This window comes from Polaribacter sp. Hel1_33_78 (genome assembly GCF_900106075.1).
Classification (GTDB): domain Bacteria; phylum Bacteroidota; class Bacteroidia; order Flavobacteriales; family Flavobacteriaceae; genus Polaribacter.
Map to the genome: position 1 here is coordinate 987,038 of NZ_LT629794.1, position 13,142 is coordinate 1,000,179.

A 13,142-nucleotide genomic window follows, 5' to 3' on the forward strand; every position below is an offset into this window, starting at 1 on the left:
AATTTACTTATGACAAAGATTAAAGGAAAACATGTGCTTTTTATCGTAGAGAATTTACCCGTTCCTTTTGATAGAAGAGTGTGGCAAGAAGCTACAACATTGAAGGAGAATGGGATGGAAGTTTCGATTATTTGCCCTCAAATGAAAGGATATACAGAGCCTTACCAAGTACTAGAAGGTATTGAAATTTATAGACATCCGCTGCCTTTTGAGGCAAGAGGCGCGCTAGGTTACTTAGTAGAATATGGAGTTGCTATCTATTGGGAAAAAAAACTGGCCAGAAAAATATTCATAAAGAAACCCTTTCATGTGATACACGGTTGTAACCCACCTGATTTAATATATCTTACAGCAAAGAAGTATAAACGAAAAGGGGTTAAATATGTCTTTGATCATCACGATATTAATCCTGAATTGTATATCGCAAAATATGACAAAAAAGATTTTTTTTATAAGTTAATGTGCTTTTTTGAGAAAAGAACTTTTCAGAATGCAGATGCAAGTATAGCAACAAACGAATCGTATAAAAATATAGCCATTACTAGAGGAGGCATGAATCCTAATTTGGTTCAGGTTGTTCGCAGTGGTCCAAAATTAGATAGATTACAGCTCCAGGAACCTATTTTAAAATATAAAAAAGGAAAGAAGTATTTATTAGGGTATTTGGGTGTTATCGGTGAGCAAGAGGGAATTGATTTATTATTGGAAAGTATGTTGCAAATTGTTAAAATAAGACAAGATGTGCAATTGGCTATTGTAGGAGGTGGTTCAGATTTAGAATTATTAAAAAAACTTTCTAAAGAAAAAGGTTTAGAAACGTATGTAGATTTTTATGGCAGAGTGTCTGATCAAATGCTTTTAGATGTTTTAAATACAGCGGATGTTTGTGTGAATCCAGACAAACCTACAGAAATGAACAATTTAAGTACAATGAATAAAATTATGGAGTATATGGCATTAAAAAAACCCATAGTACAGTATGATTTAAAAGAAGGTAGATTTTCTGCTAATGAGGCATCTCTATATGCAAAAGATACAACAGATTTTGCGAATAAAATCATGCAACTTTTGAATGATGCTGAAAAAAGAACTGAAATGGGAACATTTGGCTATAATCGAGTATTAAATGAGCTTTCCTGGGAGTTTGAATCCGAGAAATTGATTTCCTTTTATGATAATTTATTAAAATAAAGTTCTCTTCAATAAGACAGTATTTAAATTAGATGGAAAATTGGCTATTTCAAAAGTAAGAGATTTTTTATCAATTATTAGGGTAAATATAATGGGGGAATAATAGCATCTAAGACCATTGAAGTATATAAGTCAGCAAATAAAAAAGATTTTTTTTAATGGTGATATTCTAATCATAAGTTATATTTAACGAATCAAACCGTAATAATTATTCCAACTATATTTCTTTTACACAATTTTAGAGGGGCTAAAAAAAATATTTCTAATTCAAAATTTCCAAATGAATTCAAGATTAACTGTTTATTAAGAAAAAGTACACAGGTAATTATTACATCAAAATATTTATTTTGTGAAATTAAGTCTAATTGAATTCTGGTTATTTTTTATTTAAGTATTCTATTTGTTTGGAATCAATTTAAAAAATAAATACTTTTTGTTAAGTTTGTGTCGAGTTAATAAGAAAAAATGAATAGATTTGAAAAAATTTATATTAAATTCAAAGATGAAAATAAATTATTTTTTATAAGAAGTAATAAATTTTATTATAATTCATAAGCGAGCTATTTTAATATGTCAAAAAATAAATCACGAAAAGGAAAATCTAAATTTACGCCGTTTCTATTCTCTGCAATAGATGTATTTCTTTTAATTACTTCTTTTTTCTTAGCAAATCAATTAGTTTTTGATGGCATTTCTCCAAATATTATTTTTTATAGCAGCAGTGCGTTAGTATTTAGTGTTATTTGGATAATCATGAGTTTGAAATTTAATTTATATGAGATACCAAGAATTATATATACATACAAGGTGCTATCCGAAAACATATATGCACTTTTTAACTTCAGTTTACTAATTGGAGGGATCCTCTTTTTTAGCGCCAGCACGATGCTTTCACCGTTATTTATGGCCTATGTGCTGTTGTTTTTTTTATTAGGGCTATTATTTTGGCGATTTCTTGCTATGTACATCATAAAAACATATAGAAAACAAGGGAATAATTACAGGAGTATATTATTGGTAGGGCTAAATAAAAATATAGCAACGCTTATTGATGAAATTTATTTAAAACCTAAATATGGTTATAAAATTGCAGGATTATTTACAGATGCTAATGTTAAAAATAACCTTAAGGAGATTTATAAAGGTGGGCTATCTGAAATTACAGCTTTTTTGGAAAATAATTATGTGGATGAAATCATCATATCACTTCCACATCATGCCGGTAAATTAATCAATGATTTATTTCGATATGCAGATAATAACATGATTAGAGTGCGTGTGATTCCTGAGTTTTCAGAGTATTTATCACAAACATTTTCTATTGACTATGTGCAGAACATTCCGATCCTAAAATTAAGAAGTGAGCCTTTAAATAGTATTACGAATCGGACTTTGAAAAGATGTTTTGACATCCTTTTCTCACTCATAACAACATTATTTATATTTACTTGGTTATTTCCAATCATCGCAATAATTATTAAACTAACAAGCAATGGACCTGTCTTTTTTGTGCAAAAAAGAACCGGTAAGGATGGTATCGCTTTTAATTGTTTTAAATTTAGAAGTATGTCTGTGAATAGTAATTCAGACAATCTCCAGGCAACAAAGAATGATGCCAGAGTTACGGATTTCGGTGCCTTTATGAGAAAAACAAGTATTGATGAACTTCCACAGATTATAAATGTACTATTAAATCAAATGTCATTAGTAGGGCCCAGACCACATATGTTAAAGCATACGGATGAATATCGAGTATTGGTAGATAAATTTATGGTACGACATTTCGCAAAACCGGGTGTTACCGGTTGGGCGCAAATCAATGGGTTTAGAGGAGAAACCAAATTGTTAAAAGATATGGAGAACAGGGCGGCTGCGGATATCTGGTATATTGAAAATTGGAGTTTCTTTTTGGATATTAAAATCGTACTATCGACCGCTTGGTCTATGTTTTTTAAGAAAGATGAAAATGCGTTCTAGAATTGTATTTATGTTATATTGTTTTAAAAGGTATTTAGAAATAAATTAGGTAAAATAGATAATACAAATAAAAAAATTCATTGCAAAATAATTCTTTACATTATTAAATTTCTTTCCAAACATGAAACATAAAGAGTTTAAAAATATTGAAAACTGGGGTAACATAAAAAAAACACAATCTTTAATATATGGGTTACATTTCTAGTTTAAAATCCTCCATTTTTGCTAGGTAACCTTTATTTTTTTAATTAATTTCGCATAAATTAAATCCATGTCCAAATTCAAACTTATATTCCTTCCTTTTACGTTGTTATTTTTTCTTAGTTCATGTGTTTCTAACAAAGACTTAATATATCTCCAATTTGATGAAATTGATCAATCAAAGGTAAATAATGATTACCAGTTAACATTTAAACCAGATGATCTATTGCAAATTATAATCTCATCAAAAGATTTGAAGGCCTCTATTCCTTTCAACTTGCCTGTATTTGCAAGTTCAGCAAGCTCAGGGAGTGCTCAAGGAGTGCCGAAGTTACAATCGTATTTGATTGATGGCAATGGCATGGTTGAATTTCCGGTTTTAGGGAGACTAAAACTAGGAGGACTTACGAGAATTGAAGCTATTGAGTTAATTAAATATAAATTGTATCCTAAGTACTTGAAAGATCCGATTGTCAATATACTAATAACAAACTTTAAAGTAACAGTTATTGGGGATGTTAAACAACCAAAAGTATTTCAAATCGATAATGAAAGAGTAACAATTTTTGATGCCATAGGAATGGCAGGAGATCTAAATATTTCTGGATTAAGAGAGAATGTTACCCTTGTGCGAGAGGAGTTGGGAAAAAAAACTAAATATAGTTTTGATTTAAGATCAAATAAGATAATGACATCACCAGTCTATTATTTGCAACAAAATGATGTGATTTATATACAACAGAATAATGCAAAAATTCAAGATGCTGCATATACAAGAAATACCGGTTTATTTATTTCTCTGGCATCGGTATTAATTTCCCTAATTACTATAATAACGAGATAATAAAGTTGTAATATGAATAATTATATTGAAGAAAACGATCAGATCGATATTAAATACGAGATACAAAAATATGTTTCTCATTGGCGTTTATTTGTCGTTGGCGGTTTAATTTCTATTACAGGGGCTTTTATCTTTATAAGATATACTACACCTACTTATAAAGTTGATGCTACAATTATGATAGAGGATAACAAGCAAGCTGGTATTTCTACAGAATTGGCTGCATTTGAAGATCTGGGAATCATTGGTGGAGGTTCATCAAACAATCCAGAAAATGAAATTGAAATTATCAAGTCAAGAAAGATTTTAGGTAGAGCTATAGATTCTTTAAATTTGGATGTTTCCTATTTCAGAGACGGAAGGATTCGAAATGTTGAATTATATGATAAAACCACTCCTATTATTTTTGATTGGATTTATAAAAATACTTTGCTAATAAATAGGGACACCTCAGTTGTGGTTTCGATATCAGAAAATAATAAATTTAGCCTTCAAGATATAAAAGGTGAGTTTAAAACGGAACATAGCTTTGGGGAGGAGGTTCAAACAAAGCTAGGTGCGTTTAGAATACGTATAAATCCAAATTTTGAAATTGGATTAGATAATAAAACTCAAATCGAAATTCTTACTAGTCTAATCCCAAGAAATAGATTGATTGATTATTATTTGAAGGTTCTAAATATTACTGCAATTGATGATATGTCACCTGTGCTTAAATTAAGTCTAAAAACTAATGTTAGAGAGAAGGGCCAAGATTTAATCAATGAATTGATTAAACAATATAATATAGATGGTATTAAGGATGAAGGCTTAGTCTCGCAAAAGACTTTGAGTTTTATTGATCAGCGATTAGTATCCATTGGTGAAAATTTGAAATTGGTTCAAGATGACGTTAAAAATTATAAGGTAGAAAACAGTATATCTGGTCTATCGCGAGAGGCTGAATTAACTTTAGAAGGGCTCTCTGAAACTAATCAGGAGTTGATTAAAATACGAACTGAATTGGAGGTGGCCAAATGGGTGAAAGAATCTTTAAAGAGTTTTTCAGGTAAAGAGGAGATATTGCCACAAAATTTGGGTTTTTCAGATATTGGGATATCAAATTCAATACTAAACTTTAATGAACTTGTACTGCAAAAAAACAGTTTAGCTGAAGATGCTGGGGTAATGAATCCGCTGATAGTTCAGTATAGTCTTCAGATTAAAGCTCTAAAGTTAAATTTAATACAAAGTATATCGAACCTTATTGTTTCTTTAGAAATGAAATTAAATCGAGTAAAAAATGAGGCTTCAAAAATAAATACTAAAATAGAGGCGATACCATATTTAGAAAGAGAGTTTATTGATATCGCCAGAGAACAAGAAATTATTTCTGGTTTGTATTCATATTTGTTGAAAAAAAGAGAGGAAACTTCAATTTCTTTGGCAGTAACAGTTCCAAATGCAAAAATAATTGATGAAGCTTACGGCTCTTTAATTCCTGTTGCACCAAATAAGAAATTGATTTTGGTTGGTTTTTTCATTGTAGGACTGCTAGTTCCTTTTGGATTTATTTATATAAGAAATTTGTTAGATACAAAAATTCATTCAAGAAAAGACATTGAGGAGTTAACGACTATCCCTTTCTTAGGAGATGTCCCTCATTCTGATTCGGATAGTAAGGTGGTAATTAATAATGACTCAAGAACGGGAATCGCAGAGGCATTTAGATTAATTCGCACCAATTTAAACTTTATGTTACCAAATAAAGTTGATACTGCGGGTAAAGCGATTTTTGTTACCTCTACAACCAGTGGAGAAGGAAAATCTTTTGTTTCTATTAATTTAGCGGCTGCGCTTTCTTTATCAAATAAAAAAGTACTATTATTAGGGATGGATTTAAGAGCACCAAAAGTTACAAAATATTTGGGACTAGCAGAAAGAAAAGGGGTTACAAACTATATTACAAATAGTGCACTGAATTTAAACGATCTTAAATTTTCAATTCCAGAAATTCCAGGCTTAGATATTATTTCCTCGGGTGTAATACCTCCAAATCCTGCTGAATTACTCTTAAACCCAAAGATTGCGGCATTATTTAACGAAGTTAAAAAGGACTATGATTACATCATCGTAGATACGGCTCCGGTGAATTTGGTAACAGATACTTTATTAGTGTCTAAATATGCAGATATGACCTTATATGTTTCAAGAGCTAATTATTTAGACAAAAGGATGTTAAATGTTGCACAGACTTTATATACAGAGAAAAAACTAGCAAATATGGCGATTGTTTTAAACGATACAGGTACTACGAAAGGCTATGGCTATGGCTATGGCTATGGCTATGGCTATGGCTATGGCTACGGAAATGGATATTTAGATGAGGTTAAAAAACCATGGTACAAACGAATTCTCTAGGAGTATAGGAAAATAAAGAAAAGGAAGCAATTTGCTTCCTTTTTTTTGTAAAACCAGTCATAAAATCTTTGAAAATAAGAACTCTTTAGGTAAACAAAGTTGGTTGCAGTTTATAGGATAATGATCACTACATTAGGATAGATGGCATTTCTAAGAGCACTATTATTAGGATAACTTCTTTTCAGGTTCGTTTACGCTAGTTCATTTTTTATTATTATGTAATTCAATAAAATTTTAATTTAAACTCTCTTATTAATTTTGTCAAAATAATAAGACCTAAACTCTTTTTTGTATAGTAGTTTTACCAACTTCTTAGCTTTCTTTTTAAAATCAGTGATGAAATCACAATACATTTTATTTAATTTAAATAAAATTGGGTTTTTAGTAAAAAGAAAGATTAACGTTATCTGATAACTAACGATAAGGTTTTTTTCATAAACCAAACTATCAGCATCAAAAAGTATTTTTGAGGAACCTATATATGTGCTAAATAGGTCAAAATGATATTTGTGTGATTTTATTGCATTTAAAGTGTTTTCTTTCAGTGATAGTTTTAATAAATCATAACTATTTCTGAGCGTTAAAGATTTATAACAACTTCCTTGATCACTAAATTGTTTGTTTATACAATTATGTACGATTTGGTTTTTTATGGAAGGAATGCTAAAGTTGTCAAATTTTCTTGATCCATCTGAAAAAAGTTTATAATTATAAGTTTTAGAGTATTTATTTAAAATAACTTTATCATGAATTTCTATAGCAGCAATACTGCCTTTTTTTACCATTTTTGGATAATGTCTTGATTCAAAAATAATATGCTTTTCTTTCATAGCTGTATTATAACCGTACTCTCTTAGTAGCTTCACTGTTTTTACAAGATGTTTGTCGTCTACCAAGAAGTCAATATCACCAATCATCCTTTCACCAATATTTCCATACAGATTTTCTATTAAGAAACTAGTTCCTTTGAGGAAAATTGGGATAATATTATTTTCCAACAAAAGAATATTAATTTCTTTGGCTTGTACTATGATTTCTAAATTCCTGTCATGATTTAGATGATAAATAGATTCCATATGTTGCACTAAATCTTTAGGAAGTAGATGAAGAAATGCTACCTCTTTAAGATTACAATATAAAGCAGGAAATACAAGATGTGCAGTTGAAACCTTTACAACGGATTCCCAATCGACATCTTCATTTTTCAAAATCGTTAAAACCTTGCTTCTATTTTTTTCTTCATGAGAAAGCGTAAGGCATTTTCCAATAAAACAGAGGGTTTCTAAATAATTCATGATTTCAAAAATTTGGTATTATTCAAGAGCAGGGATTCTAAATTTTTTAAATTCTTGGTAGTCCCAATTTTTTGCAGTAAATGCAAATGATTTTGATGATGTGCATCAGTGCCTACAAAATCGTACATATGTTCTTTTAAAAGTTTGTCGGCAGTTTTTTGCACATGTTTTCCATAGTGTTCGGTTAAAGACAATAAATTTAATTGAAACAAGCAACCTGCTGTTTTTAATTTATAATACTCTTTAAAATTATGGTGGTAAAAATTGTAACGCTCAGGATGTGCTAAGACAGGTCTGTTCCCTTTTAATTGAATTTCAAATAATAGTTCATAGAGATTGATAGGAGCATTAAAATAAGACATTTCTACAAGAACATAGTTGTCTTTTAAAGTGAGCAGTTTATCCTTTTCTAAAATTGCAGAAAATTGCTCATCCAGCATGTATTCAGCAGCGGCATCAATCGTAATATCCGTCATGTTTCTTTCTTGCAATGCCGCTCTAACTTCTTTTAAGGCACGTTCAATTATTTCTGGGGTATTAGGGTATACATCGCCTAAAACATGCGGGGTGGTTATGATATTTTTAATTCCATACGAAGCCATTTTCTGAATCAATGCAATGGAAGTTTCCAAATCTTTGGCACCATCGTCAATTCCGGGGAGTAGATGCGAGTGCATATCTACAAATCCTTTTGGAAAAAATTCATGTAAAGGAATTTCCTTTTTCTTGAAAAAAAACATGTTATTAGATTTACAACAAATTTACAATTTTCATTACTAACTTGTATATCTTGTTCAGCTTGTTTTAAAATGTTTTTAATGGGTAATTAGACAACTTCCGGTTTTTTATTCAACTCGTGCTGGGATCGCATGCGTGAGAATGTTTTATTGAAACAAAATGCATACATTTTAATCTAAAATTGCCTTTGAATTGAAAGAATTGAATCAAAATTCTTCAAAAGAGGCTTAAATAGTTGAAGCGAAAACGATTGAAGTTTTGATAGCTATTGTATACTAATTTTAGTTGTAATATATTTGATTAAAATTGATATTATGATTTTAATTGCAGACGGGGGATCAACAAAAGCGGATTGGATTGCTATAAATGACGATAAGCAGGAAGAATTTAGAGTAAGAACCTTGGGGTTAAATCCTGCCATTGTTCCGGAAGAAGAATTGCACAATAGAATTATCAACATGTTTCAGTTGATAAAGGTGAAAGATGATGTGGAAGAAATTCATTTTTATGGCGCAGGTTGTGGAACGCCAAAACCAATTGAAATTTTAAAAAAGATCTTGGCTTCTATTTTTGTTAATGCAAAAATATTGATTTCTGAAGACATGTTAGCTGCTGTGTATGCCACAGCTGGTAAAAAGCCAGCCATTGTATGTATTTTAGGAACAGGTTCTAATAGTTGTTATTTTGATGGGAAACACATAAAGATGTTAGTGCCTTCTTTAGGCTATATTTTAATGGATGAAGCGAGTGGTAATTACTTTGGAAAAAGGTTGCTCATCGATTATTTTTACAACCAAATGCCTTTAGAGATTGCACAAAAATTTAAAAAGGAGTTTAATTTAGATCCAGATTACATTAAGAAAAACTTGTATAGAGTTCCAAACCCGAATATGTATTTAGCGTCTTTTGCAAAATTTATGTTTGATTTTAAAGACAATGCCTACATTAAAGGAATTATTACTCACGGATTTCAAGAGTTTTTTAAATATAGAGTGTTACCTTTCAATAAAACAGCCGATACACCAATCTATTTTATAGGGTCGATAGCGCATTATTTTAGAGATATTCTTGAAGAAATTGCAGAAAATAACAATCTAAAAGTGACCGATGTGGTGCAAAGACCCATTGATAAATTGTTAGAATATCATAAAAATAACATTCATTAAGGTATTTTAGTGTTGTTTTAAGTACCGAAGAACCGTTTCTGTTAGATCATCATATGCAGGCGCTAGACCTAAAATTAATTTGGATATAAAATAGCAAATAAGTTGTAACGAGCGGTAAAATTAGATATTGTCTAAGAAGGCTTCGTTGCCGTCAAACCGTCAATATAATGCCAATCTAATGCAATATTAATGCTGTGGATATCAATCAATAAAATCCAAAATTCTTTCTAAACGCATTCCTCGAGAGCCTTTAATTAAAATGGATTGCTGTGTGAGTCTATTTTTTTTGAGATACGCTTCCAGTTGTTCATAGGTTCTAAATTGATGCTTTTCAGTTGTAGTTTGATAAAAATATTCACCTACAAAAAAAGTGTGATCAAATTTAAAAGAAGTAGCTAAATCAACAATCGCTTGATGTTCAAGTAAACTTTCAGCACCCAGCTCAAACATATCTCCCAAAATAACAACGCTATCCGCTGACTGTATTGCAGCAAAATTTTCTAAAGCCACCTGCATGCTAGAGGGGTTGGCATTATAGGCATCTAAAATAATTTCATTCTTCTTTGTGGTTATGATTTGGGAACGGTTATTTTTAGGAACATAACTTTCTATAGCTTCTTTCATCGCTGCTTCAGAAACGTTAAAATAGGCGCCAATGGTAATGGCAGCAGCAAGGTTTGCATAATTATAGTTGCCAATTAAATTACTTTGTATGCTTTGACCTTTGTAAGAAAGTTTTACATATGGATTTAAGGATAAGAATTGTAGGTCAGCAGTTTTAAAATGGATGGTTTGCAATCCTTTGGTTTTTTCTAGCTGAAGCGCATCATCAGGATTTACAAAAGCAATTTTGTGGTGTTCTTTTAAGTAAGTATACAGTTCGCACTTTCCTTTAATCACACCTGTGAATCCTCCAAAACCTTCTAAATGTGCTTTTCCGAAATTGGTGATGTAACCAAAATCAGGTTCACAAATAGTGCATAGAAATGCTATTTCTTTTTGATGATTCGCACCCATTTCTACAATGCCCAATTCAGTTTTATCGGTCATAGAAAGTAGGGTTAATGGCACTCCAATATGGTTGTTTAAATTCCCTTTTGTAGCTTGTGTATTGTGTTTTTTACTCAGAACCACATAAAGTAATTCTTTCGTGGTAGTTTTGCCATTGCTACCAGTTAAACCAATGATAGGGATATTTAATTGTCTCCGATGATAATTTGCGAGCGCTTGTAAGGTCTTTAAAACATTGTCAACTAAAATAATAGCCTCTTTTGTTTGGTATGCTTCTTCATCAACAATAGCAAAAGCTGCACCTAGTTCTAGTGCTTGTTCCGCGAAACTATTTCCATTAAAATTTTCACCTTTTAAAGCGAAAAAAAGGGTGTTTTTTCGAATGTTTCTGGTGTCTGTATCTACAAGAAAATGTTGACGATACAATTGATAAAGATTGGCTATTTTCATTTTTTAAATATAAAAAGCCTCATTATATCTGACAATAATGAGGCTTCAATTGTAACAAATATATTTTATCTACTAGGGTTCCTGGCTTTTCTTTTGCCAGAGGTCATCGGACCTACCTTGTCAGATACACATCTAAAACCAATATAATTTGTGGCCATGTATTCTGGTAAATATCTTCTTTGCGCTGGGTCTAACCAATATTCTCTATCAGACCAAGAGCCACCTTTATAAACTCTCGTATTATTGCTAATTAAAGTAGAACGTTTTTTTGCATCGGTTGTTAAAACTTCTTCCCCGGTAACAGAATTTCTTATTCTTTGGGGACTTTTAGGCGAGTTGTACATACTTGGTCTTGACATAAATTGGTCTTCATCATCCTCGTAAAAACGAGAAGAGTTTAAATCTCCATCGCCAAGATCAGCATTGTTCGCTACTTTAAAGTTTCGTCTTAAAGAAGCATCCTTTTTTGTAATCGGAATGTATTTAATGGTTCCTGGTAATTGTCTAGGAATAATTTGTCCATTCGGTAACGTATCATATTCTACGATGGCGCCTGCATCATTTGCAGCAATGACGATATTACCATCGGCGTCAATCATTTTTTTAGTAAATAAATTCCCTCTGTAATAATTAAAGTCATTCGCTTCATTATCAATCAAAGGTCTGTACACATCTGATACCCATTCTGCTACATTCCCGGACATATCATACAACCCAAAACCATTTGGCGGATACGATTTTATTTTATTAGGGATATCGGCACCATCAGAACTCCAACCGGATAAACCGCTATATTGCCCTTCACCTTGTTTAAAGTTTCCTAATTGATCTCCTTTAGTTCTTTTGTTTTTAGATCGAGAATATTTCTCATTCCAAGCATATTTTTTTCGTCCTCTAATATTGTTGTATTCTCTGTTTTCTATGTTCGCTTTTGCTGCAAATTCCCATTCAGCCTCTGTAGGTAATCTAAAACGCTGCGCTAAAATACCATCAGCTTGCGTAATTTTTCTTCCTTGAAAAGCATCTCTACTTAATTTTGGATCTCCTCTTTTTCGCACAGTTCTTCCTACCCCTCTTTTATAAACGGTGGTGTCTCCGTCAAATAATTGAGAATCATCGGTTAAAAAAACATCTGTATCAAAAAAGTTGTTGATCGTGTCTGTTTCAAAAATATTTTTGATATGACCTTTATCAATTAATGTTTTTAGGTTGACGGCATTGGTGCGCCACTTGCAATATTCATTTGCTTGCAACCAACTAATACCCACCACAGGGTAATCTGAATACGCTGGATTACGGAAATAGTTTTCTGATAAAATATCAGTATTTCCTAAACTTTTTCGCCACGCCAAAGTGTCTGGTAAAATAGCACTGTATATATGCTTGTAATTTTCTTCTGAAGGTGGAAAAACATTCTTCATATATTGTACATATAAAAAATATTCTGAATTTGTAACCTCTGCTTCATCCATAAAAAAGGAACGAACATGCAGTTTTTTAGGGGTGGTGTTCCAATCAAACATAACGTCATCTTGTACTTGCCCCATGGTAAAAGAACCTCCTTCTACAGCAACCATACCTAGCGGTGGTTTTTGACCAGCATCCGATTTTCCTTTGATAAAGTTACCATATCTCGCATCGTTAAATGGCAAACCTGTAAGTCTCGATTTGGTATTATCAGAACTTTTACAATTAAAGAAGAATAGTGTTGTTAAAACAGCGAATGTTATTTTAAATATGTTTTTCATTTCCTAATTTAAAAATTGATAGGGTTTTATTATAGTGATGCAATTTACAATAATTATAATTTCTTACAAGGAAATTATAAAAATTAACGCATCCTTTTTTACACTCATTCTTATTAACGGA

The 13,142-nt window shown here is 31.3% G+C and carries 9 protein-coding genes; 5 read left to right on the forward strand and 4 right to left on the reverse strand.

All coding sequences use genetic code 11. From position 1 onward, the window contains the following. Positions 1-9: 9 nt before the first annotated feature. The 4 genes from BLT88_RS04235 to BLT88_RS04250 all read left to right on the forward strand — a co-directional run bounded on the left by BLT88_RS04235 (position 10) and on the right by BLT88_RS04250 (position 6,613). Entirely contained in the window at positions 10-1,191 is a 1,182-nt protein-coding gene (locus tag BLT88_RS04235; RefSeq protein WP_091953211.1) for a glycosyltransferase family 4 protein, read from the forward strand. Between the two features lie 570 nt (positions 1,192-1,761). Continuing rightward, positions 1,762-3,168, forward strand: a complete 1,407-nt coding sequence (locus BLT88_RS04240; RefSeq protein ID WP_091953212.1) for an undecaprenyl-phosphate glucose phosphotransferase — start codon at positions 1,762-1,764, stop codon at positions 3,166-3,168. A gap of 271 nt (positions 3,169-3,439) precedes the next feature. Then, a complete protein-coding gene (locus BLT88_RS04245) occupies positions 3,440-4,213 on the forward strand; it encodes a polysaccharide biosynthesis/export family protein (protein ID WP_091953214.1) in 774 nt (257 codons plus the stop codon). A 12-nt stretch (positions 4,214-4,225) separates the two neighbouring features. Further along, positions 4,226-6,613, forward strand: coding sequence for a polysaccharide biosynthesis tyrosine autokinase (locus BLT88_RS04250; RefSeq protein WP_091953215.1), 2,388 nt, complete (start codon positions 4,226-4,228; stop codon positions 6,611-6,613). Positions 6,614-6,852: 239 nt separating this feature from the next. Here BLT88_RS04250 and BLT88_RS04255 read toward each other — a convergent pair whose 3' ends face one another. Then, positions 6,853-7,908 carry a nucleotidyltransferase family protein gene (locus BLT88_RS04255; protein WP_091953217.1) on the reverse strand — a complete coding sequence of 352 codons (1,056 nt, stop codon included), beginning with the start codon at positions 7,906-7,908 and terminating at the stop codon, positions 6,853-6,855. After that, on the reverse strand, positions 7,905-8,648 hold the full coding sequence (locus tag BLT88_RS04260; protein WP_091953218.1) for a tyrosine-protein phosphatase: 744 nt from the start codon (positions 8,646-8,648) through the stop codon (positions 7,905-7,907). Before BLT88_RS04260 ends, BLT88_RS04255 begins: the two co-directional genes overlap by 4 nt. Positions 8,649-8,960: 312 nt before the next feature. Between BLT88_RS04260 and BLT88_RS04265 the strand changes: the two genes are divergently transcribed. Beyond that, entirely contained in the window at positions 8,961-9,812 is an 852-nt protein-coding gene (locus BLT88_RS04265; protein WP_091953220.1) for an N-acetylglucosamine kinase, read from the forward strand. 201 nt (positions 9,813-10,013) lie between these two features. Here the strand turns inward: BLT88_RS04265 and murF are convergent, their stop codons facing one another. After that, positions 10,014-11,273, reverse strand: coding sequence for a UDP-N-acetylmuramoyl-tripeptide--D-alanyl-D-alanine ligase (gene murF / locus BLT88_RS04270; RefSeq protein ID WP_091953222.1), 1,260 nt, complete (start codon positions 11,271-11,273; stop codon positions 10,014-10,016). 65 nt (positions 11,274-11,338) lie between these two features. After that, the gene (gene gldJ, locus BLT88_RS04275; protein ID WP_091953223.1) at positions 11,339-13,021 is read right to left on the reverse strand and encodes a gliding motility lipoprotein GldJ; all 1,683 of its coding nucleotides are present in this window, start codon (positions 13,019-13,021) and stop codon (positions 11,339-11,341) included. Between the last annotated feature and the right edge of the window lie 121 nt (positions 13,022-13,142).